The following is a 25,402-nucleotide window of genomic DNA, read 5'->3' as shown; positions in this document are numbered from 1 at the left end:
AAAAATGCTGGAAACAGTCGTAGTCGTTTTTCATCTGTTGGCTGCTCTGAGCGTAGTTGCTCTGGTTTTGCTGCAACAGGGTAAAGGTGCGGATGCTGGTGCGTCTTTCGGTGCAGGTGCTTCAAATACTGTGTTCGGAAGCCAAGGTTCCTCTACCTTTCTTAGTAAGTTTACTGCTATACTTGCCGCCGGTTTCTTCATAACCAGCTTGGGGTTAGGTTACTTTGCTAAAGAGAAAGCTCATGTGCTGACTCAAGTAGGTCTCCCAAACCCAGCAGTGTTGGAAGTACCAAAAGCAAAACCGGCTTCTGATGATGTCCCGGTGCTTCAAGAGCAAAAGTCGGCTACTCCAGCGACTGACGTGCCTCCAGCTCAAGAGCAGAAGTAAGAAGGGTTGTAAACGCTGTATTGCCGAGGTGGTGGAATTGGTAGACACGCAACCTTGAGGTGGTTGTGCCCATAGGGTGTAGGGGTTCGAGTCCCCTTCTCGGTACCAATTATCAGGAGAGCCCGCTGTTGCGGGCTTTCTTGTAGGTGGAAGGTTACATTGACCCTGTAAGGGATCGGTCGTATACTTCCGCCCCAGCTTTGTCGCGGGGTGGAGCAGTCTGGTAGCTCGTCGGGCTCATAACCCGAAGGTCGTCGGTTCAAATCCGGCCCCCGCAACCAGTTTTAGCGGAGCCCCTTTTAAGGGGCTTTTTGTTAGCTGGACACTTTCAACGCCGCTGTTCGACGGCGTTTCAAGGATGGGCGTTTCGCCCATTTTTTTATTTTGCACAGCATGCACATACATGCACGAGGGGGTTCAGGTGTCGAGCAAGCTAGAAGAGTTGCAGGCCTTGTTGGCCCCGGTGGTCGTGGCCCTAGGCTATGAATGCTGGGGTATTGAGTTTTCGGCTCAAGGTCGCCACTCAATGTTGCGCGTTTATATCGATAAAGAGGGCGGCGTGCTGGTGGACGATTGTGCCATTGTCAGCCGGCAGATCAGCGGTGTGCTGGATGTTGAAGATCCGATCTCCGTTGAATACACCCTCGAAGTTTCCTCGCCAGGCATGGAACGCCCACTGTTCACTATTGATCAGTTTGCAAAATTTGCCGGTGAACAAGTGAAGATCAAGCTGCGATCTCCCTTTGAAGGGCGACGCAACTTTCAGGGCCTTCTGCGCGGTGTAGAAGAACAGGATGTCGTGGTGCAGGTAGAAGACCATGAATTCCTGTTGCCGATCGATATGATCGACAAGGCCAACATTATTCCCAGTTTTGACTGAGACGCGGATCCCGCGGATCCAATGGCTTGCGAAAGGCGAGGCGTACGATGAGCAAAGAAGTACTGCTGGTTGTTGAGTCGGTATCCAATGAAAAGGGCGTACCGGCAAACGTGATTTTTGAAGCGCTGGAGCTGGCCCTGGCCACTGCTACCAAGAAGCGTTTTGAAGACGAAGTTGATCTGCGTGTGGAAATCAACCGCCACACCGGTGCCTATGAGACTTTCCGTCGCTGGACGGTCGTCGAAGAAGCCGATCTTGATGATCCGGCCATCGAAACCTGGCCAAGCAAGGTTGCCGAAACGCATCCTGGTGCCAAGGTCGGTGATGTCGTCGAAGAAAAGATCGAATCGATCGAATTCGGCCGTATCGCTGCACAGACCGCCAAACAGGTCATCGTGCAGAAGGTTCGCGAAGCCGAGCGCGCTCAAGTCGTTGACGCCTATCGCGAGCGCCTGGGTGAAATCATCTCCGGCACCGTGAAAAAAGTCACCCGCGATAACGTGATCGTCGACCTGGGCAACAACGCCGAAGCGTTGCTGGCTCGCGAAGACATCATTTCCCGCGAAACCTTCCGTGTCGGCGTGCGCCTGCGTGCGCTGCTCAAGGAAATCCGCACCGAGAACCGCGGCCCGCAGCTGATCCTGTCGCGTACCGCACCGGAAATGCTGATCGAGCTGTTCCGTATCGAAGTGCCGGAGATCGCCGAAGGCCTGATCGAAGTCATGGCTGCGTCCCGCGACCCGGGTTCGCGCGCCAAGATCGCGGTCCGCTCCAAGGACAAACGCATCGACCCGCAGGGCGCGTGCATTGGTATGCGCGGTTCGCGTGTTCAGGCAGTGTCGGGCGAGTTGGGTGGCGAGCGTGTGGACATCGTGCTGTGGGACGATAACCCGGCGCAGTTCGTCATCAACGCCATGTCGCCGGCTGAAGTGGCGGCAATTATCGTTGACGAGGATGCCCATGCCATGGACATCGCCGTTGGCGCAGACAATCTGGCTCAGGCCATTGGTCGTGGTGGTCAGAACGTGCGTCTGGCCAGCCAACTGACCGGTTGGACCCTGAACGTGATGACCGAATCGGACATCCAGGCTAAGCAGCAAGCTGAAACCGGTGACATCCTGCGCAACTTCATCGAAGAGCTCGAAGTCGATGAAGACCTGGCGCAGGTGCTGGTAGATGAAGGCTTCACCAGCCTGGAAGAGATTGCCTACGTACCGTTGGAAGAAATGCTCAACATCGACGGCTTTGACGAAGACACCGTCAACGAGCTTCGCGCTCGGGCCAAGGATCGTTTGTTGACTAAAGCCATCGCTACTGAGGAAAAGCTGGCAGACGCCCATCCGGCCGAAGACCTGCTCTCGCTTGAGGGTATGGACAAGGATTTGGCGATGGAACTGGCGGTGCGCGGCGTAATTACCCGCGAAGACCTGGCCGAGCAGTCTATTGACGATCTGCTCGACATCGACGGCATTGACGATGATCGTGCCGGCAAGTTGATCATGGCCGCCCGAGCCCATTGGTTCGAGTAACTAGGCGCGGCCTGAGGAGAGAAGTGCATGACGCAAGTCACGGTGAAACAACTGGCCGATGAGGTCAAAACACCGGTAGAGCGCCTGTTGCAGCAGATGCGTGAGGCAGGTCTGCCGCACACCGCCGCCGATGAAGGTGTGAGCGATAGTGAGAAGCAGTCTTTGCTGACTCACTTGAAGAGCAGCCACAAGGCGAAAGTGGAAGAACCGCGCAAGATTACATTGCAGCGCAAAACCACCAGCACCCTGCGTGTTGCTGGTAGCAAGAGCATCAGCGTTGAAGTACGCAAGAAGAAAGTCTTCGTACAGCGCAGCCCGGAAGAAATCGAAGCCGAGCGCAAACGCGAACTGGAAGAACGTCGCGCAGTAGAAAATGCTGCTCGTCAGAAGGCTGAAGAAGAAGCCAAGCGTCGCGCCGAAGAAGAAGCGCGTCGCCAGCCTGCTGCTGCGCAACCTGCTGCCACTGAAGCGGTCGCCGCGCCTAGCGCGCCAGTTGAAGCTGTGCGTGAGGCCGCTCCGGTTGCCGCTGCACCAGCACCGGCTGCTGACGCCCGTAAACGCGACGAACCTCGTCGTCCGGACAAACCACGTGCCGACGATAACAATCGTCGCGGTGGTGGTGGCGATGGCGAGCGCAAAAACGCTCCGCATCGTGCCTCGGTCAAAGAGAAAGCGCCTGCTCCACGCGTTGCCCCACGTACTACCGACGAAGAAAGCGATGGCTTCCGTCGTGGTGGTCGCGGCAAGGCCAAGCTGAAGAAACGCAACGCCCACGGTTTCCAGAGCCCAACCGGCCCTGTCGTGCGTGAAGTGAAGATCGGCGAGACCATCACTGTGGGCGACCTCGCCCAGCAGATGTCGGTCAAGGCTGCTGAAATCATCAAGTTCATGTTCAAGCTGGGCACACCGGCCACCATCAACCAGGTACTGGATCAGGAAACTGCCCAACTGGTTGCTGAAGAGCTGGGCCACAAAGTGACCCTGGTCAGCGACACCGCCCTGGAAGATTCCCTGGCCGAGTCCCTGAAGTTTGAAGGTGAGGCGGTTTCCCGTGCACCGGTTGTGACCGTGATGGGCCACGTTGACCACGGTAAAACCTCCCTGCTCGACTATATCCGTCGTGCCAAGGTAGCCGCAGGCGAAGCCGGGGGTATCACCCAGCACATCGGCGCGTACCACGTTGAAACCGACCGTGGCATGGTGACGTTCCTCGATACCCCTGGTCACGCTGCGTTTACCGCAATGCGTGCCCGTGGTGCCAAGGCGACCGACATCGTGATCCTGGTGGTTGCAGCCGACGACGGCGTGATGCCGCAAACCATCGAAGCCGTTCAGCATGCCAAGGCAGCTGGCGTTCCGCTGGTGGTCGCTGTGAACAAAATCGACAAGCCGGGCGCCGATCTCGATCGCATCCGTAGCGAACTGTCGGTTCACGGCGTGACATCCGAAGAGTGGGGTGGCGACACTCCATTCGTACCGGTTTCCGCGAAGATGGGTACTGGTGTTGACGAACTGCTCGAAGCCGTTCTGCTGCAAGCCGAAGTTCTGGAACTGACTGCTACTCCATCGGCTCCTGGCCGTGGCGTTGTAGTTGAGTCCCGTCTGGACAAGGGCCGTGGCCCGGTTGCGACCGTTCTGGTTCAAGACGGTACCCTGCGCCAAGGCGACATGGTGCTGGTCGGTTCGAACTACGGCCGTGTACGTGCCATGCTCGACGAGAACGGCAAGCCAATCAAGGAAGCCGGCCCGGCTATCCCGGTCGAGATCCTCGGCCTGGACGGTACACCGGACGCTGGCGACGAGATGAGCGTGGTTGCCGACGAGAAGAAAGCCCGTGAAGTGGCTCTGTTCCGTCAAGGCAAGTTCCGTGAAGTCAAGCTGGCCCGTGCTCACGCCGGCAAGCTGGAAAACATCTTCGAGAACATGGGCCAGGAAGAGAAGAAGACGCTTAACATCGTCCTCAAATCTGACGTACGTGGTTCCCTCGAAGCGTTGAACGGCGCTTTGAACGGCCTGGGTAACGACGAAGTGCAAGTGCGCGTTGTCGGTGGCGGTGTCGGTGGTATCACCGAATCCGACGCCAACCTGGCACTGGCTTCCAACGCTGTACTGTTCGGCTTCAACGTGCGTGCCGATGCCGGCGCTCGCAAGATCGTCGAGCAGGAAGGCCTGGACATGCGTTACTACAACGTCATCTACGACATCATCGAAGACGTCAAGAAAGCCCTCACCGGGATGCTTGGCAGCGACGTCCGGGAGAACATCCTGGGTATTGCCGAAGTACGTGACGTGTTCCGCTCGCCGAAATTCGGCGCGATCGCCGGCTGCATGGTGGTTGAAGGCACTGTGTACCGTAACCGTCCTATCCGTGTACTGCGTGAAGACATCGTTATCTTCGAAGGCGAGCTGGAATCCCTGCGCCGCTTCAAGGATGACGCTTCCGAAGTACGTGCCGGCATGGAATGCGGTATCGGCGTCAAGAGCTACAACGACGTCAAGGCTGGCGACAAGATCGAAGTCTACGAGAAGGTTCAGGTTGCTCGCAGCCTCTAACTCGCGCACTTCAGGAGCCACGCAACGCGTGGGCATGCAATTGCCCCGCGCAGCGTACGGACTCTAAACGCAACGCCCGGTCTGGCTTTTGTCAGGCCGGGCGTTTGCCGCTTTCAGACCCCACGGGTTTCACCGTGTGGCAGTAACAGGTAACAAGACATGGCAAAAGAATACAGCCGTACCCAGCGTATCGGCGATCAGATGCAGCGCGAGCTGGCCCAATTGATCCGTCGCGAAGTCAAAGACCCACGCGTTGGCCTGGTCACCATCACCGCCGTTGAAGTGAGCCGTGACGTGGGTCACGCCAAGATCTTCATCACCGTGATGGGGCAGGACAACAGCGAAGAAATCGCGCAAAGCATCAAGGTGCTCAACTCGGCTGCAGGCTTCCTGCGCATGCAGTTGGCCCGTGAAATGAAGCTGCGCAGTGTTCCTCAGCTGCACTTTCACTACGATGAGAGCGTCGTGCGGGGTGCACATCTGTCGGCCCTGATCGAGCGCGCCGTGGCTGAAGACAGCCAGCACCCGTCCACACCTGAAGACGCCAAGGAGTAAGCGGTGGCTCAGGTCAAACGTATCCGTCGCAACGTCAGCGGCATCATTCTGCTCGACAAGCCCATTGGCTTTACCTCCAACGCCGCGTTGCAGAAGGTCCGCTGGCTGCTCAACGCCGAAAAGGCCGGGCACACCGGCAGCCTCGATCCACTGGCCACCGGCGTGTTGCCGTTGTGCTTTGGCGAGGCCACCAAGTTCTCCCAATACCTGCTCGACTCCGACAAGGGTTATGAAACCCTGATGCAACTGGGCAAGACCACCACCACGGCCGACGCCGAAGGTGATGTTTTGCAGGTTCGCGACGTGACCGTTGGTCGTGCTGAAATTGAAGCTGCTTTACCCGCTTTTCGTGGGGAAATCAGTCAGATACCGCCGATGTACTCGGCGCTCAAGCGTGATGGCCAGCCTCTTTACAAGCTGGCACGTGCGGGCGAAGTAGTGGAGCGCGAACCGCGTTCTGTTACTATTGCGCGCTTGGAATTGCTCGCCTGTGAAGGCGACACCGCCCGGTTGGCCGTGGACTGCAGCAAAGGCACCTATATCCGTACCCTGGTGGAAGATATTGGTGAAAAGCTCGGTTGCGGCGCGTACGTTGCAGAACTGCGGCGCACCCAGGCCGGTCCTTTCAGTCTGGCCCAGACGGTCACGCTGGAAGAGTTGGAAGCGGTACACGCCGAAGGCGGCAATGAAGCAGTTGATCGCTTCCTGATGCCATCGGACAGCGGTTTGCTCGATTGGCCATTGCTGCACTTTTCGGAGCACAGCGCGTTCTACTGGCTCAACGGCCAGCCGGTACGTGCCCCGGATGCCCCGAAGTTCGGCATGGTGCGGGTACAGGATCATAACGGTCGCTTTATCGGTATCGGTGAAGTGAGCGAAGACGGGCGCATCGCGCCGCGTCGACTGATTCGGTCAGAATGACCGAACGAGTGTGGCTGTTAACAGGCACGGTCAACACTCATTTTTAGATACAGGGATTTGTCCCTGGCCTGTTGAAACTGCCCTTTGGGTGGTTTCCTGAAAAAAGGATTGCCTCATGGCTCTCGACGTTCAAGAAAAAGCACAAATCGTTGCTGACTATCAGCAAGCTGTTGGTGACACTGGTTCGCCAGAAGTGCAAGTTGCACTGCTGACCCACAACATCAACAAGCTGCAAGGTCACTTCAAGGCCAACGGTAAAGACCACCACTCGCGTCGTGGTCTGATCCGCATGGTAAACCAGCGCCGTAAGCTGCTGGACTACCTGAAAGGCAAGGATCTGGGTCGTTATCAGACTCTGATCGGTCGCCTGGGTCTGCGTCGCTAATAAGCGATTGCGCTAGAGGTTGGTTGTCTGCCGTGTGCCAGTGGGATTCCCGCTGGCCCATGGCAGGCTCCCAGCCTCAAGTTTTATCTGGATACACGTTTTACCCTGGACGAGCGTCGGGCCGATTCCCGGCATTGCCCAAGAATTTCGCAAGAAGACAAGTTCCCCAAGAGCCACAAAGAAGGTAGGACACCGTGAACCCGGTTATCAAAAAATTCCAGTTCGGTCAGTCGACCGTTACCCTCGAGACAGGCCGTATCGCCCGTCAAGCCTCCGGCGCAGTGCTGGTTACCGTTGATGACGACGTTACCGTACTGGTGACCGTTGTTGGCGCCAAGACCGCTGACCCGAGCAAAGGCTTTTTCCCCCTGTCCGTTCACTACCAGGAAAAGACTTACGCTGCCGGTAAGATCCCTGGCGGTTTCTTCAAGCGCGAAGGCCGTCCTTCCGAGAAAGAAACCCTGACTTCCCGACTGATCGACCGTCCGATCCGTCCGCTGTTCCCAGAAGGCTTCATGAACGAAGTGCAGGTTGTCTGCACCGTCGTTTCCACCAGCAAGAAGACCGATCCGGACATCGCTGCGATGATCGGTACCTCGGCGGCCCTGGCCATCTCCGGTATTCCTTTCGACGGCCCGATCGGCGCAGCCCGCGTTGCGTTCCACGAAAGCACCGGCTACCTGCTGAACCCGACTTACGAGCAACTGAAAGCATCGAGCCTGGACATGGTCGTTGCCGGTACCTCGGAAGCCGTGCTGATGGTTGAATCGGAAGCCAAAGAGCTGACCGAAGACCAGATGCTGGGTGCGGTACTGTTTGCTCACGACGAGTTCCAGTCCGTGATCAACGCGGTTAAAGAACTGGCTGCCGAAGCTGCCAAACCAACTTGGGCCTGGGCTCCACAGGCTGAAGCCACCGAACTGCTGGGCGCTATCCGCTCCGAGTTCGGTGCTGCCATCTCCGACGCCTACACCATCACCGTCAAGGCCGATCGTTACGCTCGCCTGGGCGAGTTGAAGGACCAGGTTGTGGCCAAGCTGTCCGGTGAAGAAGGCCAGCCTTCCTCCAGCGAAGTAAAAGCGGCGTTCGGCGAAATCGAATACCGCACCGTTCGCGAAAACATCGTTAACGGCAAGCCACGTATCGACGGTCGCGACACTCGCACCGTTCGTCCGCTGAACATCGAAGTCGGCGTTCTGCCGAAGACTCACGGTTCGGCCCTGTTCACCCGTGGTGAAACCCAGGCCCTGGTAGTCGCGACCCTGGGTACCGCCCGTGACGCACAGTTGCTGGACACCCTGGAAGGCGAGAAAAAAGACCCGTTCATGCTGCACTACAACTTCCCTCCGTTCTCGGTGGGCGAGTGCGGTCGCATGGGGGGGGCTGGTCGTCGCGAAATCGGTCACGGCCGTCTGGCCCGCCGTTCGGTCCAGGCCATGCTGCCTGCCGCTGACGTGTTCCCGTACACCATCCGTGTCGTGTCGGAAATCACCGAGTCCAACGGTTCTAGCTCCATGGCTTCCGTTTGCGGTGCTTCCCTGGCACTGATGGACGCCGGTGTGCCGATGAAGGCGCCGGTTGCCGGTATCGCCATGGGCCTGGTTAAAGAAGGCGAGAAGTTCGCCGTCCTGACCGACATCCTGGGCGACGAAGACCACCTGGGCGACATGGACTTCAAGGTAGCCGGTACCGCCAAAGGTGTGACCGCGCTGCAGATGGACATCAAGATCAAGGGCATCACCGAAGAGATCATGGAAATCGCTCTGGGCCAAGCCCTGGAAGCGCGCCTGAACATCCTCGGCCAGATGAACCAGATCATTGGTCAGTCCCGCACCGAGCTGTCGGAAAATGCTCCGACCATGATCGCGATGAAAATCGACACCGACAAAATCCGTGATGTTATCGGTAAAGGCGGCGCGACCATTCGTGCGATCTGCGAAGAAACCAAGGCTTCGATCGATATCGAAGACGACGGCTCGATCAAGATCTTCGGCGAAACCAAGGAAGCGGCTGAAGCAGCACGTCAGCGCGTCCTGGGCATCACTGCCGAGGCCGAGATCGGCAAGATCTACGTCGGTAAGGTTGAGCGTATCGTCGACTTCGGCGCATTCGTCAACATCCTGCCTGGCAAGGACGGTCTGGTGCACATCTCCATGCTGAGCGACGCTCGCGTTGAGAAAGTCACCGACATTCTGAAGGAAGGCCAGGAAGTGGAAGTGCTGGTACTGGACGTGGACAACCGCGGCCGTATCAAGCTGTCCATCAAGGACGTAGCAGCAGCCAAGGCTTCGGGCGTTTAATCACCCCCCAGGCTTCACGCTGAAAAAAAGGACTCTTCGGAGTCCTTTTTTTTGGGATGCAGGAAAGTACCTAAAAATCAGACGCTTAAATGAGAGCAAAAGCCGCAACTTGCATGCAGGCACGGGCGGCATCATGCAAGTTGCACGAATCCGAAATTTTCTATTTTTTATAACTTGTTGTTTATAAAGGATTTTATTGGTGATTCGGACTTGGCACACTGCCTGCAATAACCCTGTTAACGCTGCAGCATCAAGGTTCACACACTGCAGACTTTCAATAAAACAGGAGTTACTCGTATGAAGAAGTTCGCTCTCGCTACTGCTACCGCTCTGACCCTGGCCATGGGTGCTAACGTTGCCTTTGCCCAGACTTCCCAAGCGCCAATGACCCTTGCAGCGGGTGAAGCCACCAAGGCGAAAGAAGCTACTTCCGACACTTGGATCACTACCAAAGTCAAAGCTGACCTGCTGACCGAAAAAGGTATTCCAGGTTCCGACATCAAGGTTGAAACCAATAAAGGCGTGGTTTCCCTTTCTTCTGACGTCGCTATCTCGGACTCGCAAAAAGCGACTGCCGTAGCCATCACCAAAAAAATCAAAGGTGTAACCGCTGTTTCGGCTGACGGCCTGCTGGCTGGCGGCGCGACCAAGGCGGACAACATCGACAAAACCAAAAGCGCAGCAGCAGGCGCTAAAGAGTCCACCTCCGATACCTGGATCACCACCAAAGTAAAAGCTGACCTGGTAACCGAGAAAGGCATTCCTGGTACCGACATCAAAGTCGAAACCAATAAAGGTGTAGTGTCCCTGTCTTCGACCACCCCGGTCACTGAAGCTCAGAAAACTACCGCGGTGAACATCACCAAGAAAATCAAAGGCGTTAAAGCTGTATCGGCCGACGGCCTGAAAGCAGAGTAACCCTTGGAGCTTCGTCTGAACGAGACGGCGGCGGCTTAGGGTGAGTTAGATATCCACCCGATGCACCTCTGGAGTTCATGCGACCGACCACACGGATGTGGTCATTACAGGCCCCGGCACTTTTGTCGGGGCCTGTTCTATTGTGGGCGGTTCCTACAGGGCTTATTCGGCATCCAGGTGCATTGGCGTAACGACGCGACCATCTTTCTCCGCCTGGCCCAGATTGGCATCAATGAAGTACACCCGGTCATCTTCCAATTGGCCTTTATCCACCAGGTAATCCTTGATGGTGCTGGCACGGTCCTGGCCAAGTTGGCGTAGCAGTACGTCGCTGCCACTCCAGAATTTGATCACGCCGTCGCGAAGCTTCGCGCTGCGCTCATCGCTGCTCAGGTCCTTCCATTCGGCCGGCGGTTGTTGTTTCAGGCGGGTGCGGTAGATGCCTTCCAGCAAGGGGGCTTTTTCCTTCTCGGGTACGATGAGCAACGACGCCTGGGCGGGTACTTTGTCACCGCGACGTTGAAGAATCTTGTAGTAGTTGTACTGGTATTCACGCTCTAGCCGCTGGGCCGCAAGGAATGGCCCATCGCTGCTGGCTGCGGCGGTGCCTTCAATTTCCAGGCGCAGGGTAGGACGCTCTTTCAGCGCTTTGGCCAGTGTGTTCAAGGCGCTTTCGGCATCCTTGTTCAACTCGCTGGAACCGGCGGCGAACGACACATTACCGAGATCTTCCGAGCCGCCACCGGTCACCAACCCACCGATAAACTTGAACGGCGCCGTTGCTGCGCGTACCACGAGGTTACGCAGGGTCTGCCATACGATCGGCATCACGCTGAATTGCGGGTTGTTCAAGTCACCGGTTACCGGCAATTCGATGGAGATCTTGCCATCACTGTCCTTGAGCAACGCGACGGCCAGGCGAATCGGCAAGTCCACGGCATCGGCGCTGTCGACTTTCTCGCCCAATTGCAATTGCTCAACCACCACCTTGTTCTCGGCCTTCAACTGGCCTTTGGTGATTACGTAGTGCAGGTCGAGGTTCAGTCGTCCCTTGCGGATACGGAAGCCAGCGAACTTGCCGGAATAAGGCGTCAGGGTGGTCAGTTCGACACGCTTGAAGCTGGTCGCAATGTCCAGCGCCGCCATCGGGTCGAACGGGTTCACGCTGCCCTTGATAGTCACTGGCGCATAGCGATCAACCTTGCCCTTGATATCGACGCTGGCCGGTTTGGCCTGCCGACTGTCGATAGTGCCGATCTGCCCGTTGAGCTGTTGAATCGCGGTGGCGAAGTTGGGGGTAAGGCTGAAATCGGCAAAATTGGCCGAGCCGTCATTGATCGCAATCTGCCCGATGCGGATGCCCAGGGGCTTGTCCTTGCTGGCGGGTTTGGAACCTTTGTCGGGCGCTTGTGGAATCAGCAGGTCATCCACGTTGGTGGTGCGGTCGTCGTTGATCATGAAGCGCGCATACGGCTGCAGCAGGTTGACCTTGTCGATCGACAGGCTGTCGCCGTGCTGGTAGTTCACGCCTTCGAGCACCAGGCGCTGCCATTTGAGAAAGTCGCGGGTCTTGAGGGTATCCAGGGTGTGCAATTGATCGACCTGAGCCCGGCCTGTGACCTGCAACTTCAGCGGATCGGTGCTTTTGAGGTTCACATCAAGATTGCTGCCGAGCATACCGCTGCGCAGTTCCAGGCGAATGAACGGGCTGATGTAGGACTGGGCCACCCGCAGGTCGATGTCCTGGGTATTCACTTTCAGCCTGGCACTGACCGGGTCGAGGTTGACCTCGCCGGTCGCCTGGAGCTTGCCTTGCTTGCCCACGCCGGAGTCGACCTTCACGGTAAACGGGCTCCGGTTGAGGCTGTCGAAATTCTGCATGTCGACGTTCAACGGGCCGAGTTCCAGCGCTACTGCTGGCTTGGCCTGTCGATCGGCCAGGTGCACCTGGTAGTTACGCAGTTGCACGTCCTTGAGCAGCACTTGCCACGGTTTGCTTGGCGCGGCGGGTTCGGCTTTTGGCGAGTCGGCGGTGGCGGGTGCGTTTTTCGCTTCGGGCGCCTTGGCCGGTTTGCTCGGCTGGCTGGCGAACAGTTTCTGCCAGTCCAGTTGCCCGTCAGCCTCAAGGGCCGCCCAGGTCTCCAGTTTGTTACTGCGGATCTTGCCGACCACCACTTGCTGCTTGGCCAGGTCCACCGTGGTCTCGCTGACGTCCAGGCGCTCCAGGCGCACCAATGGGCGGCCGTCCGGTGCCTTGATGGCAAAGGGCGCGATGCTGGCGGCGGTGTTGGTCAGGTTCAGTTCGGTCTCTTTGGCCAGGCTGAATTTGTACTCGGTGCTGAAGTTGAGCACGCCGTCTTCAAGCACCAGTGGCAGCGCGTCACGTACATAGGGCCACCAGGCTTTCATCTTGCCGTTGGTGACCTTCAACGTGCCTTCGGAGGTGATCGGCACCAGGCTGAAATTGCCTTTCCAGTCGATCTGTCCACCTGCGGGGCCGGCTGCGACCAGGGTCATGTCGGCATTGTCTTCGGGCAGGGTGCTGAGGTTCTTCAGCTCGAAGTCGAGTGTGTCGTAGAGGAATTCGATGGGCTCGCTGGGGCGCAAGTCTTCGAAATGCACGTAGCCGCCGGCCAGCTTGATGCTGTCGATACGCAAAGGGAACGGTTTGGTATCCGGATTGGTCGGTGTTGGCTCGCTGGGTGGCAGTTTGAACAACTGCGCCAGGTTGAGTTGGCCGGACTTGTCGAACAGCAGCTCGGTCTTGGGTTTGTCCAGCTGTATATCGGCCAGGTGCAGGGCGCGGGTCCAGAGGCTGTCGATCTGCAGGTTGGCGTAGAGGCGTTCGAACCCGACTTGTTCCTTGCCGGGTTCACCGATCTTCAGGCCCCACAGGGTTAATTCCAGGCTGAACGGGTTGAGCTCGATTCGCTCGATCCGCGCCGGCACCGTGGCGTAATTGGCCAACTGCTGGTTGGCGATGCGAAGGGCGATGCCGGGGAGAATCAAAAAGCCCAGCAAGCTGTACAGGGCAAGGGCGGTCAACAAGGCGCCAGCGGCGCGAATCAATCCTTTGGGCATGGGGCGGCGCCATCTATGTCAAACAGGAGTGCCTTGGAGTATGGCACGGGTTTTCGGTTCCGAAGAGCAAGGGCCTTTGAGAAACGTCTTACAGTTGGAGTATCAGGGTTTTCAGGGGCGGTTGCTGATCCTGGGACGGGAAGTCCGCTCCAGGCGTCATGATTTTCCAGTCACGCACCGGGCGCCCGGCTTTTTCCGCGCAGCGCAGCACCTGTTCGCGCCAATCCTCCATGCTGACTTTCGCCAGGTTGTTGCAGCAGATCAGCACGCCATTGTCAGCGGTGGCCAGCAGGGCTGGCTTGAGCAGGCTCTGGTAGTCGCGCAGCAGGTCGACGGTGCCGAACGCGCTCTTGGCCCAGGCCGGTGGATCCAGCAGCACCAGGTCGTATTGACGTTGCTCCAGGCGCGGATAACTCGGTAGCTTTTGCCCACGGCGCTGGGTGATCGGCAGGCCTGCCAATTGGCGAATCGCCGGGAAGTAGTCGGACTGTACGAACTCCATGCTCGGCAATTGCGGGTTCAGCAAGCCGTTTTCGCGACCGACCGCCAGGTTGCCCTCGGCAAAGTCCAGGTTGCACACCTCGCGGGCGCCACCGGCGGCTGCGCTCAGGCCCACGCCGCAGGTGTAGGCGAACAGGTTGAGCACGCTTTTTCCGGCGCTGTTGGCCTTGACCCAGCCGCGGGTGTTACGCAGGTCGAGGAACAGCAGCGGGTCCTGCCCGGCATGCCGCCCACGCACGCGGTAACTGAGGCCCCACTCGTGGCCAACCAGGTCCTGCAGTGCGGCGGGTTCGGCGCGATACACCGTGTCTTCGCGGTCGATGCGCGAATTGCCACGGGCGCGATCGTTGTACACCAGCAGCAACTCCAGGCCCATGTACTGGTTGACCTGTTGATGCAGGTCCAGCAGGTCGGCGGTTTCCAGGGATTGGTGGAAACTCTGCACCAGCAACTGCGGGCCGTAGCGGTCGATGGTCAGGCCCCCGGCGCCTTCCTGGCTGCCATGGAACAGCCGGTAACAGTCGGTGCCTTGGGCGTGCAACTCGCTGATCAGGTCTTGGCGATGATCGAGGGCGGCGCGCAGCGCCTGATTCAAGGGAGACATGGAGCGCGCCTTGCTGGGGAATTGAGGGCGCGAAGTTTAACAGCTATGCGCCGTCGCCTACATCAACCCCATCCGGCGATGGGCGCGTTGCACAGAGCCATTGCGCATCGCCCAGCGCAACATCGGGGCACTGCGTTTGACGCCGGCACGGATCATCTGGCGTTGCAGCGGGCTCTGGTGCTGGTCGAGCATCGCGCTGGCCCAATCCGGCAGCAGGTCGATCCCGGCGCGCATCATCAAGCTGCCAAATGGCTTGGCCAGCAGGCTGGGGGAGGGAGCATTCAGCAGTAGCCGCAGCACTTCGCGGCTGCGATCGTCGCACAGCAATTGCGGGCGGATGCGAGCCAGATAATCCGAAACGTCCTGCCGAGAACGCGGAACATGCCGCGCACCCAGCTGTTCAGCGACCAAGGCAATTTCACTGTAGTAACGGTCCTGGTCGCGACCGGACAGGTGCGGGTTGCAATAACGCAAGTGAGCGGCCAGGAAGTGACTGACCTCCGCCACATGCACCCAGGTCAGCAATTCCGGGTCGCTGGCCGCATAAGGCCGGCCATCCGGGGCGTGGCCGACCACCTGCAAGTGAATGGTGCGGACTTTTTCGATCAGCCATTCGGCGTCTCTGCGCGAGCCGAACGTCGTGCCCGAAATGAACTGCGAGGTCCGCCGCAAGCGCCCGAGCATGTCCTGGCGAAAGTTGGAATGGTCCCACACGCCCGCCAGGGCCAGCGGATGCAAGGCTTGCAGCATCAAGGCGCTGATGCCGCCGATGAGCATGCTGCTGAAGTCGCCATGCACTTGCCAACTCACCGAGTCGGGCCCGAACAAGCCTGGGTCGCCCTTGGGATTTTCCAGGTCCAGTTGGCCCAGCGACAGGCCGGTCAGGCTCATCAACTGGGTTTCGATACGGCTGCGGATAAATTCCATGGCGACGTGGGTTTTCCTATCGGTTCAGGCGTTTGTCGATCAAACCGTCGACCACGCTCGGATCGGCCAGGGTCGAGGTGTCACCCAGGCTGTCCAGTTCGTTGCAGGCAATCTTGCGCAAGATCCTGCGCATGATTTTGCCGGAACGGGTTTTCGGCAAGGCCGGGGCCCATTGGATCAGTTCCGGCTTGGCGAAGCTGCCAATTTCTTTGCTGACCAGATCCAGCAGGTGTTTTTTTAACGCATCGCTGGGTTCCACGCCATTCATGGGGGTGACAAAGGCATAGATGCCCTGGCCTTTGACATCATGGGGATAGCCCACCACGGCGGCCTCGGCCACCTGGTCGTGCAGCACCAGGGCGCTTTCTACCTCGGCAGTGCCGATGCGATGGCCTGACACGTTGATCACATCGTCGATGCGCCCGGTGATCCAATAATCGCCGTCTTCATCGCGGCGTGCGCCGTCACCGGTGAAGTAGTAGCCGGGGTAGGGTTTGAAGTAGGTGTCGACCATGCGCTGCGGATCGCCGTACACACTGCGGATCTGCCCCGGCCAGCTGGCTTTGATCGCCAGTACGCCACTGCCGGCGCCGCTGAATTCCTTGCCGTGTTCATCGAGGAGTACCGGCTGTACGCCGAACATTGGCTGGGTCGCGCACCCTGGCTTGATTCGCTGAGCGCTGACCAGTGGGCTGAGCATGATGCCGCCAGTCTCGGTCTGCCACCAGGTATCCACAATCGGGCAGCGCTGTTCGCCCACGGCATTGAAGTACCAGTCCCAGGCCTCCGGGTTGATCGGTTCGCCGACGCTGCCCAGCAGGCGCAGGCTGGCGCGCGAGGTATTTTCCAGCGGGCCGTGGCCTTCGCGCATCAGCGCACGCAGGGCGGTGGGCGCGGTGTAGAAGATGTTGACCTGGTGCTTGTCGATCACCTGCCAGAAGCGCGAACTGTCCGGATAGCTCGGCACGCCTTCGAACATCAGCGAGGTCGCGCCATTGGCCAGCGGGCCGTACACGATGTAACTGTGGCCGGTGACCCAGCCCACATCGGCGGTGCACCAGAACACTTCGCCGTCGCGGTAGTCGAGTACGTACTTGACGGTCATCGCCGCTTGCAGCAGGTAGCCGCCGGTGGTGTGCAGCACGCCCTTGGGTTTGCCGGTACTGCCGGAGGTGTAGAGGATGAAGAGCGGGTCTTCGGCGTCCATCGGCTCGGGCGGGCAGTCGCTGCTGGCCGCATCCAGGGCTTGTTGATACTTGAGGTCGCGACCTTCGCTCCAGTCAACGGTCGCTCCGGTGCGCTCCACTACCAGCACCGTGCTCACATTCGGACAACTGGCCAGGGCCTTGTCGACATTCTGCTTCAGTGCAACGGGCTTGCCGCCGCGCACGCCTTCGTCTGCGGTGATCACCGTGCGGCAGTCGGCATCGAGAATACGGTCACGCAAGGCATCCGGCGAGAAACCACCAAACACCACGGAGTGCACCGCGCCAATCCGTGTGCAGGCGAGCATGGCGTAGGCGGCCTCCGGGATCATCGGCATGTAGATGCATACCCGGTCGCCTTTCTTCACGCCACGGCTTTTCAGCACATTGGCCAGGCGGCTGACGTTCTGGTGCAGTTGGTGGTAGGTGATTTTTGAAGATTTTGCCGGATCATCGCCTTCCCAGATGAAGGCCGGCTGATCGGCGCGTTGCGCCAGGTGACGGTCGATGCAGTTGTAGCTGACGTTGAGTTGACCACCGGCAAACCATTGGGCGGTGCCGGTGTGGATGTCTGAGCGTTGAACGGTGTGCCAGGGGGTTATCCAGTCGAGAAAGCGCTCGGCCTGTTCAGCCCAGAAGGTATCCGGCTGTTCGATGGATTGGCGGTAGAGGCGCTGATAGTCCTCTTGACTGAGTTGCGCAGCCCGGCGGACGGCATCGGCGGTGGGGAACGTGCTGATATCGAACATGAGCGATCCTTATTCTTGTTTTTGCGACAAGTCATAAAGATGCACCCGGCAGGGGTAGGGTTCAAGGCCAACCTCCAAATGGACGTTGGCCTTGCAAAACCTGGATCAGCCGCGGTGACGACCGCGGAAGTAATTGATCAGGCCCTGGGTCGAAGCGTCCTCGGCCGAGGTCTCTTCGGCGCCGGTCAGGCGGTTGTAGACGCCCTTGCCCAGCTCCTTGCCCAGCTCCACACCCCATTGGTCGAAGGCGTTGATACCCCAGATCACGCTCTGTACGAACACTTTGTGTTCGTACATGGCTACCAGGGCGCCCAGGCGACGCGGGCTGATGCGTTCGACCACGAGGGTGTTGCTCGGGCGGTTGCCCGGAATCACCTTGTGCGGTGCCAGCTTCTGCACTTCGTCTTCCGGGATACCTTTGTCGCGCAGCTCGGCTTCCGCTTCGGCGCGGGTCTTGCCGAGCATCAGCGCCTGGCTCTGGGACAGGCAGTTGGCGTACAGCCATTGATGGTGGTCGGACACCGGATTGAAGCTGACGATCGGCACGATAAAGTCGGCCGGGATCAGTTGGGTCCCCTGGTGCAGCAACTGGTGGTAAGCGTGCTGGCCGTTGCAGCCAACGCCGCCCCAGATCACCGGGCCGGTATCGGTAGCGACGGGCGTACCGTCCTGGCGCACGCTCTTGCCGTTGGATTCCATGTCCAGCTGTTGCAAGTGTTTGGTGATGTTACGCAGGTAGTGGTCGTACGGCAGGATCGCGTGGCTCTGCGCGCCCCAGAAGTTGCCGTACCACACGCCCAGCAAGCCCAGCAGCACCGGCATGTTCTGTTCGAACGGGGCGTTCTGGAAATGCTGGTCCATGGTGTAGGCACCGGACAGCAGTTCCTTGAAGTTGGACATGCCGATGGCCAGGGCGATCGGCAAGCCGATGGCCGACCACAGCGAGTAACGGCCGCCGACCCAGTCCCACATCGGGAAGATGTTTTCTTCGCGAATTCCGAAGGCCACGGCCGCCGCGTTGTTGCTCGACACGGCGATGAAGTGGCGATACAGCTCGGCTTCCGAGCCACCCTGGGCCAGGTACCAGGCACGGGCGGCCTGGGCGTTTTTCAGGGTTTCGAGGGTGTTGAAGGATTTCGACGAGACGATGAACAGCGTGGTCTCGGCGCGCAGCTTCAGGGTCAGCTCGTGGAACTCGCTGCCGTCGATGTTCGCCAGGTAGTGGCAGCGCACGCCTTTGTGGGCGTAGGACAGCAGCGCTTCGGAGACCAGCTCCGGGCCGAGGAACGAGCCACCGATACCGATGTTCACCACGTCGGTGATCGGCTTCTCGGTGTAGCCACGCCACAGGCCGTCGTGGATGCGGCCGACCAGGTCGGTGATCTGGTTCAGCACTTTGTGCACGTCCGGCATGATGTTCACGCCGTTGACCGACAGCTTGTCACCCACCGGACGGCGCAGTGCGGTGTGCAGCGCTGGGCGGCCTTCCGACGAGTTGACCGGTTCGCCTTTGTACAGCGCGTCAATGGCTTCCTTGAGGTGGACCTCTTTGGCGAGGTTTACCAGCAGGTCACGGGTTTCGCCGGTGATCAGGTTTTTCGAGTAATCGAGGAAAAGTCCGCAGCTGCTCAAGGTGAACTGGGAAAAACGCTGAGGATCGGCATTGAACGCTTCGCGCATGCTGAAATCCTGCATGGCTTGGCGATGTTGATTGAGCGCTTGCCAGGCGGGCAGAGCGGTAACGTCATGAGGGGTGCGGTAGTACGCCATCGCTGCGGGTTTCCTTTTATTACGGGGACTGCCTTTAGGACACTTATTTGCCTGGAACATCCAGTCTTTGATCAAGCAATGGGTTCCAGACAGCGCTAACCATAGCGCAGGGCGATTACATTAAACCTAGCGTGTCGATATGTCTTGGCTTTGTCTGCGCTAAGGCCGGTACTTTTTTATACCGGCACTTTTTATTTACGCAGTGAGGAGGGCAACTGGAAGGGTCAGTCGAGGATCAGATGCAGGTTATCGATGAGACGGGTGGCCCCCAAGTAGGCGGCGACCAGGATCACGATATCCCGATCTTCGGCCGTGGCCGGGCGCAAATGCACGCCTTGGCGCACTTCGAGGTAGTCCAGGCGCAGCCCGGCGGCTTCGATCTGGCGGACCTGTTCGGCGCGCAGCTTGGCGAAGTCATGGTCACCGGCCTTGATCGCAGCGTCTATCTGGCTGAGGCTGCGGTACAGCACCGGCGCAATGGCGCGCTGTTCGTCGCTGAGGTAGCCGTTGCGCGACGACAGCGCCAGGCCGTCGTCGGCGCGCACGGTGGGCTCGCCGATGATCTGGATCGGCATGTTCAGGTCATGCACCATGGCGCGGATCACGGCCAGTTGCTGGTAATCCTTCTGCCCAAACACGGCCATGTCCGGCTGCACCATGTTGAACAGCTTGCTGACCACCGTCGCCACGCCTTCGAAATGCCCGGGACGGCTGGCGCCGCACAGGCCTTCGGACAGTTGCGGCACGCTGACACGGGTCTGGCCGGTCATGCCGCCGGGGTACATTTCCTCGACGGTAGGTGCGAAGAGCAGGTTGCAGCCGGCCTGCAGCAACTTTTCCTGATCGGCGGCCAGGGTGCGGGGGTATTTGTCCAGGTCTTCGCCGGCGCCAAATTGCAGCGGGTTGACGAAGATGCTGGCGACCACGAAATCCGCCTGCTGGGCGGCCTTGGTCACCAGGGTGGCGTGGCCGCTGTGCAGGTTGCCCATGGTCGGCACAAAGCCGATACGCTTGCCGGCGCTGCGGGCATGGGTTACGGCGGCCCGCAGTTCACGTACGGTTTTAACGGTGTTCATGCAGAGAACCCATGTTCGGCGGCCGGGAAAGTCACGCCTTTGACTTCGGCGACGTAGGCGCTCAAGGCGTCATGGATGCTGCTCTGGCCAGCCATGAAGTTCTTCACGAACTTAGGCACACGACCGCTGATCGACAGGCCGAGCATGTCATGCAGCACCAGCACCTGGCCATCGGTGGCCGAACCTGCGCCGATACCGATTACTGGCACTTTCACGGCCTGGGTGATTTCTGCCGCCAACTCGCTCGGCACACATTCGAGCAGGATCATGGCCGCGCCGGCCTGTTCCAGGGCGATGGCGTCCGCACGCATCTGGCGCGCCTGGGCCTCATTCCGGCCCTGGACCTTATAGCCGCCAAGGATGTTCACCGACTGCGGCGTCAGGCCCATGTGCACACATACCGGCACGCCGCGTTCCGCGAGCAGGCGGATCGACTCGGCGAGCCATAACGCGCCTTCAATTTTGATCATGTGCGCGCCGGCTTGCATCAGCTTGCCGGCATTCTGGAAGGTCTGTTCGAGCGTCGCGTAACCCATGAACGGCAGGTCGGCGATGATGAAGGCGCCATCGTTACCGCGCTTGACGCTGGCGGTGTGGTACGCAAGTTCATCGGTGGTGACGGGCAGGGTGCTGTCATTCCCTTGAAGAACCATGCCCAGGGAGTCGCCCACCAGCAGCACTTCAACCCCGGCCTGGCAACTGGCGTGGGCGAACGTGGCGTCGTAGCAGGTCAGCATGGCGATTTTTTCACCTTTGAGCTTGAGGCTCTGCAAGGTGGTCAGGGTAATGTCTGGCATGAAAAGGGTCCTCGTTCAGGCGCTTGGAAACAGCGAGTAACGCGCGTGAGTCTTCGTTTATACAGGCGCACTGTCTTGAGAGCAGTGCTTATAAGGCCTGGATTGCGCCCTTCAGCGCCGGGGTGGCGGCAGCGGGACGCCTATAGTCGTGAGGAGGACACGGGAAGTCAATTGGATGTGTTACCGCATTGTTACGATGACGGTGTTACCGCTGTTACTGACGCGATTCAGCAACGGTGAGCCGTTCAAGACCGACAAACGGGCAGGCTTCAAGCAGTTCGTTGAGGGTTTGGCCATCGGGTAACGCCAGGCTGGCGGGCGCCAGTTCGGCCAACGGGTACAGCACAAAAGCCCTCAGGTGCATCTGGTAGTGCGGCACCTTGAGACGCGGTTCGTCGATCAGGCGATCGCCAAACAGCAGGATGTCCAGGTCAAGCGTGCGCGGGCCCCAGCGCTCGAGGCGTTCGCGGCCCTGGTCGTTCTCGATGGCTTGCAGCGCATCCAGCAGCTCAAGAGGGGCGAGGTTACTGTCAAGGGCGGCCACTGCATTGGTATAGCGCGGTTGGCCCGGGAGCAGGGAGTCACTTTGATAGAAGGCAGAGACACCGGTGACGTGCGTGCCGGGCAATTGCGCCAGTGCTTCGATAGCGCTGCGCAATTGCTGATCCGGGGCCGCCAGGTTGCTGCCCATGCCGATGTAGATGCGTTCCACGCTTATTCGCCCGAGGCGTCGGCCGCGCTGCGCTTGCGCTTGCTGCTGCTGCGGCGACGCTTCTTCGGCCCGGCGCCTTCGCCATCGCCTTTGCTGCCGAGGTCACGGATCATGTCGCGGCGTTCGCTGTCATTGGCGTCCTGGTAGTCGGTCCACCATTCGCCCAGGCCGTCGGTCTGCTCGCCGGCGCTCTCACGCAACAAAAGGAAGTCGTAGCCGGCGCGGAAACGCGGGTTGTCCAGCAACAGGTCGGCACGTTTGCCACTGCGACGTGGCAGGCGCTCCTGCATGTCCCAGATCTCACGGATCGGTATGGTGAACCGTTTGGGAATGGCGATGCGCTGGCACTGCTCGGCGATCAGCTCATGGGCGGCTTCCTGCATGGCCGGGATCGGCGGCATGCCACGCTCCTGCAGGCGCAGCACGCGCTTGGGCAGGGCCGGCCACAACAGGGCGGCAAACAGGAACGCCGGGGTGACCGGCTTATTCTGCTTGATGCGCAGGTCGGTGTTGATCAGTGCTTCGCTGATCAGGGTGTGGGTGTACGTCGGGTTGTATTCCAGCGCCTCGGCGCTGGCCGGGAACAGTGGGTCGAATAACTGCAGGTCGACGAGCATTTCGAAGGTGTCGGCGGCGTAGCCCGAGAGGAACAGCTTCAACACTTCTTCGAACAGGCGCGCCGAAGGGATCTCCCGCAGCATCGGTGCCAGTTCGCGAATCGGCGCGGCGGTGTGTTTCTCGATGCCGAAGTTGAGCTTGGCGGCAAAACGCACTGCACGCAGCATGCGCACCGGGTCTTCCTGGTAGCGCTGGACCGGGTCACCGATCAGGCGGATCAGGTTGTTGCGGATATCGTGTACGCCATTGGCGTAATCGAGAATGCGCTCGCTGACCGGATCGTAATACAAGGCATTGATGGTGAAGTCGCGGCGCTGCGCGTCTTCCTCGAGGGTACCGTAGACGTTGTCACGCAGGATGCGCCCGCTTTCGTTGCGGGAAGACTGATTGGTGTCTTCCTCTTCATCGTTTTGCGGGTGGCCGGCGCGGAACGTCGCAACTTCGATGATTTCGCGACCGAAGTGGATATGCACCAGCTTGAAGCGCCGGCCGATGATCCGCGCATTGCGAAATTCGGCACGCACTTGCTCAGGCGTGGCGCTGGTGGCGACGTCGAAGTCCTTGGGCGTGATATTGAGCAGCATGTCGCGTACACAACCGCCCACCAGATAAGCCTGGTAGCCGGCGTTCTGCAAACGTTCGACGATATTCACGGCATAACGGCTGAATTGAGCGCGTTGCAGCGAATGCTGGCTGCTGTTGAGCACTTCAGGCGTGCTGCGTTTGTGTTGCGTACGACGCAAGGGAGAACGGAATGACTGGAACAACTTCTTCAGCATGGGATGCACTGTTTGAAGGAATGTTCGGCCATAACGAAGAATGACCGCATGATGGGCGGGGATTCTAGCATTTAGTCAGGGGATGGTGTAGGAACAAGCTGCAAGCCCCAAGCCAAAAGCTTCAAGAGGTTGCTGGGTGGTCAAATGGCGGAAACTACAAGGGGAGCCGAAGCTCCCCCAGAAGTAGTTGCGTGCTCTATTTTTATTATGGATTGCGGGCTTCTTGTTTTTGTTGATCGCCCTCGCCATGAAGCTTCACCTTCATGACACTCCCAATCGGGAGTCAAGAGCAAACGGATTGCTTTGGTCGCTGTGTTGCTGATCTACGATCCAACCAGTTCAGGCTCTGCCTTAGGGCAGTTTTTGTTGTTCTCGGCCTGGTTGCGGGGCAAGCCCCAAATGCAACGCCTCTCCAAAAGAATCAGTTAGCTGCGCCTCCGCCGTGTTGTTTTTGTTATGCGTGAGTCGATTCGTCTTATTTTTATTGTCTTGTACAAAGCTTGTTATTGTTTTTGTACTAAGCATATAGCAGGGTGCGTGCCAACTTTTGCACCGCCCAGCAAAACCGGGGGGTTGAGGTGGTATCGGGCTTTTGATGGCCCAAAAAAAGCCAGGGCTTCGTTACCGTAAGCCCCGGCTTTTGTTACGCGAAATATCCGCGGTAACAGTTTTTTCACATCTGCGGGTGTTACCTGTGGGGGCGCCCCCTCAACTCTCGCTGGCCACGCCGGTCTTGCGCCGTGGAATGCCCAGGCGCTGGCGACGTTCCCACAGGCATTTACGGCTCACGCCCAGCTTGCGCGCCAGTTCGGTCTCGGTCATATGGTCCTGGTGCTCAAGGACGAAATGCTGGAAGTAATCTTCCAGTGACAGATCTTCCGTCGGCTCGTGGCTGGTGTTGCTACCGCCGCCCTGTTGTGGGGCCAGGCCGATGAAGTCGTCGTCCTCCAGATCGCTCAGCTCAATGTCGATGCCCAGCAGCTCGGCGGAAATCTCCGGGCTCTCCGACAGGATCACCGCACGCTCGACCGCATTTTCCAGCTCCCGCACGTTACCGGGCCATGAGTAATGCCGAATCGCCTGCTCGGCGTCCGGGGCAAACTTCAGGTCGGTACGATTGATGCGCGCGCTCTGGCGCAGCAAGAAGGCGTTGGCGATCTCGTTGACGTCGGCGCCACGCTCACGCAGCGCCGGCAACTTGAGGGCGATCACGTGCAGGCGGTAATACAAGTCTTCACGGAACTGGCCGATCTTGGCCAGGCTCTTCAGGTCCCGGTGGGTCGCGGCAATCAGTCGAACATCGACCTTCTGCGATTGCACCGAGCCCACACGGCGAATCTCGCCTTCCTGCAACACGCGCAGTAACCGCGCCTGGGCTTCCAGAGGCAGTTCGCCGATTTCGTCGAGGAACAGCGTGCCGCCGTCCGCCGCTTCCACCAGGCCCGCACGCCCGGCGCTGGCGCCGGTAAACGCGCCTTTTTCGTGGCCGAACAGTTCGGACTCGATCAGGGATTCAGGGATCGCCGCGCAGTTCACCGAGATCATCGGCGCCTTGGCACGCTTGGACAGGTTGTGCAGGGCGCGGGCCACCAGTTCTTTACCGGTGCCAGACTCGCCCTGGATCAATACATTGGAGTCGGTGGGCGCGACTTTGCGGATCTTGCTGTACAGGTCCTGCATGGGTGGGCAGGAGCCGATGATGCCGATCTCGCCGTTGCTGTTGTCGACGCCTGGCTTGTCATTGGTTTTGCTCGCCGGTCGTTGCTCGGTCGGCGCGCTGCTGGCCGACTGGCGGTCGCGCAGGATACGGGCCACCGCCTGGAGCATCTCGTCATGGTCGAATGGCTTGGCGATGTAATCCACCGCGCCCATCTTCATGGAGTCCACCGCCGACCGCAGGCTGGCGTAGCTGGTCATGATCAGCACCGGAGTGCCCTGGCCCAGCTTGATCAACTCGGTACCAGGCGCGCCAGGCAGGCGCAGGTCGCTGACAATCAGGTCGAACGTGGGAATGCTGAACCGCTCCTGGGCTTCCTGCACCGAGCCGGCTTCGCTGACCTGGTACTGATTTCGTTCAAGCAGGCGACGCAAGGCAGAGCGGATAATGGTTTCGTCTTCGACGATCAAAATGTGCGGCATTGATTCAATTCTCTC

Annotated in this window: 19 protein-coding genes and 2 tRNA genes; 11 read left to right on the top strand and 10 right to left on the bottom strand. The window is 59.3% G+C overall.

Going from position 1 to position 25,402, the window contains the following annotated elements:
- Positions 1 to 4 precede the first annotated feature (4 nt).
- The 11 genes from secG to K5K89_RS24960 all read left to right on the top strand — a co-directional run bounded on the left by secG (position 5) and on the right by K5K89_RS24960 (position 10,429).
- Positions 5 to 388, top strand: a complete 384-nt coding sequence (gene secG / locus K5K89_RS25010; RefSeq protein WP_003194191.1) for a preprotein translocase subunit SecG — start codon at positions 5 to 7, stop codon at positions 386 to 388.
- 22 nt (positions 389 to 410) lie between these two features.
- Positions 411 to 496 (top strand) — tRNA-Leu (locus K5K89_RS25005).
- A gap of 96 nt (positions 497 to 592) precedes the next feature.
- Positions 593 to 669: transfer RNA gene (locus K5K89_RS25000), tRNA-Met, on the top strand.
- A gap of 140 nt (positions 670 to 809) precedes the next feature.
- Positions 810 to 1,268, top strand: coding sequence for a ribosome maturation factor RimP (gene rimP / locus K5K89_RS24995; RefSeq protein ID WP_003235029.1), 459 nt, complete (start codon positions 810 to 812; stop codon positions 1,266 to 1,268).
- 47 nt (positions 1,269 to 1,315) lie between these two features.
- On the top strand, positions 1,316 to 2,797 hold the full coding sequence (gene nusA / locus K5K89_RS24990; protein ID WP_025857112.1) for a transcription termination factor NusA: 1,482 nt from the start codon (positions 1,316 to 1,318) through the stop codon (positions 2,795 to 2,797).
- A 27-nt stretch (positions 2,798 to 2,824) separates the two neighbouring features.
- Positions 2,825 to 5,350 (top strand): translation initiation factor IF-2, encoded by a 2,526-nt coding sequence (gene infB / locus K5K89_RS24985; RefSeq protein WP_071489997.1) that lies wholly within the window; start codon positions 2,825 to 2,827, stop codon positions 5,348 to 5,350.
- Between the two features lie 159 nt (positions 5,351 to 5,509).
- The gene (gene rbfA, locus K5K89_RS24980) at positions 5,510 to 5,905 is read left to right on the top strand and encodes a 30S ribosome-binding factor RbfA (RefSeq protein ID WP_003176137.1); all 396 of its coding nucleotides are present in this window, start codon (positions 5,510 to 5,512) and stop codon (positions 5,903 to 5,905) included.
- 3 nt (positions 5,906 to 5,908) lie between these two features.
- On the top strand, positions 5,909 to 6,826 hold the full coding sequence (gene truB / locus K5K89_RS24975; protein WP_222540440.1) for a tRNA pseudouridine(55) synthase TruB: 918 nt from the start codon (positions 5,909 to 5,911) through the stop codon (positions 6,824 to 6,826).
- Positions 6,827 to 6,941: 115 nt separating this feature from the next.
- Positions 6,942 to 7,211 carry a 30S ribosomal protein S15 gene (gene rpsO, locus K5K89_RS24970; protein ID WP_003177875.1) on the top strand — a complete coding sequence of 90 codons (270 nt, stop codon included), beginning with the start codon at positions 6,942 to 6,944 and terminating at the stop codon, positions 7,209 to 7,211.
- 194 nt (positions 7,212 to 7,405) lie between these two features.
- On the top strand, positions 7,406 to 9,511 hold the full coding sequence (gene pnp, locus K5K89_RS24965) for a polyribonucleotide nucleotidyltransferase (protein WP_222540439.1): 2,106 nt from the start codon (positions 7,406 to 7,408) through the stop codon (positions 9,509 to 9,511).
- Positions 9,512 to 9,808: 297 nt separating this feature from the next.
- Positions 9,809 to 10,429, top strand: coding sequence for a BON domain-containing protein (locus tag K5K89_RS24960; protein ID WP_071489999.1), 621 nt, complete (start codon positions 9,809 to 9,811; stop codon positions 10,427 to 10,429).
- A 162-nt stretch (positions 10,430 to 10,591) separates the two neighbouring features.
- On the opposite strand, the gene K5K89_RS24955 is transcribed toward K5K89_RS24960, so the two are convergent.
- The 10 genes from K5K89_RS24955 to K5K89_RS24910 form a co-directional block, all read right to left on the bottom strand.
- Positions 10,592 to 13,510, bottom strand: coding sequence for a DUF748 domain-containing protein (locus K5K89_RS24955; protein ID WP_222540438.1), 2,919 nt, complete (start codon positions 13,508 to 13,510; stop codon positions 10,592 to 10,594).
- A gap of 88 nt (positions 13,511 to 13,598) precedes the next feature.
- Entirely contained in the window at positions 13,599 to 14,615 is a 1,017-nt protein-coding gene (locus tag K5K89_RS24950) for a class I SAM-dependent rRNA methyltransferase (RefSeq protein ID WP_093514391.1), read from the bottom strand.
- Between the two features lie 57 nt (positions 14,616 to 14,672).
- Positions 14,673 to 15,542: an oxygenase MpaB family protein gene (locus K5K89_RS24945; RefSeq protein WP_071490002.1), complete on the bottom strand. Its 870-nt coding sequence runs from the start codon at positions 15,540 to 15,542 to the stop codon at positions 14,673 to 14,675.
- A gap of 16 nt (positions 15,543 to 15,558) precedes the next feature.
- Complete coding sequence (gene acs, locus K5K89_RS24940; RefSeq protein ID WP_222540437.1) at positions 15,559 to 17,496, bottom strand: acetate--CoA ligase; 1,938 nt, start codon at positions 17,494 to 17,496, stop codon at positions 15,559 to 15,561.
- A gap of 105 nt (positions 17,497 to 17,601) precedes the next feature.
- The gene (gene pgi / locus K5K89_RS24935) at positions 17,602 to 19,266 is read right to left on the bottom strand and encodes a glucose-6-phosphate isomerase (protein WP_071490004.1); all 1,665 of its coding nucleotides are present in this window, start codon (positions 19,264 to 19,266) and stop codon (positions 17,602 to 17,604) included.
- Between the two features lie 224 nt (positions 19,267 to 19,490).
- Positions 19,491 to 20,342, bottom strand: coding sequence for a pantoate--beta-alanine ligase (panC, locus tag K5K89_RS24930; protein WP_222540436.1), 852 nt, complete (start codon positions 20,340 to 20,342; stop codon positions 19,491 to 19,493).
- On the bottom strand, positions 20,339 to 21,139 hold the full coding sequence (gene panB / locus K5K89_RS24925; RefSeq protein WP_071490006.1) for a 3-methyl-2-oxobutanoate hydroxymethyltransferase: 801 nt from the start codon (positions 21,137 to 21,139) through the stop codon (positions 20,339 to 20,341). The genes panC and panB overlap by 4 nt, the downstream gene beginning before the upstream one ends.
- A 214-nt stretch (positions 21,140 to 21,353) precedes the next feature.
- Positions 21,354 to 21,851, bottom strand: coding sequence for a 2-amino-4-hydroxy-6-hydroxymethyldihydropteridine diphosphokinase (gene folK, locus K5K89_RS24920; RefSeq protein WP_222540435.1), 498 nt, complete (start codon positions 21,849 to 21,851; stop codon positions 21,354 to 21,356).
- A 2-nt stretch (positions 21,852 to 21,853) separates the two neighbouring features.
- Positions 21,854 to 23,248, bottom strand: a complete 1,395-nt coding sequence (locus K5K89_RS24915) for a polynucleotide adenylyltransferase PcnB (RefSeq protein WP_071490008.1) — start codon at positions 23,246 to 23,248, stop codon at positions 21,854 to 21,856.
- 708 nt (positions 23,249 to 23,956) lie between these two features.
- Positions 23,957 to 25,387 carry a sigma-54-dependent transcriptional regulator gene (locus tag K5K89_RS24910; protein ID WP_071490009.1) on the bottom strand — a complete coding sequence of 477 codons (1,431 nt, stop codon included), beginning with the start codon at positions 25,385 to 25,387 and terminating at the stop codon, positions 23,957 to 23,959.
- Positions 25,388 to 25,402: the final 15 nt, after the last annotated feature.

This window comes from Pseudomonas sp. DR208, from assembly GCF_019823005.1.
GTDB lineage: Bacteria > Pseudomonadota > Gammaproteobacteria > Pseudomonadales > Pseudomonadaceae > Aquipseudomonas > Aquipseudomonas extremorientalis.
This window is presented reverse-complemented; position numbering and strand designations above follow the sequence as displayed.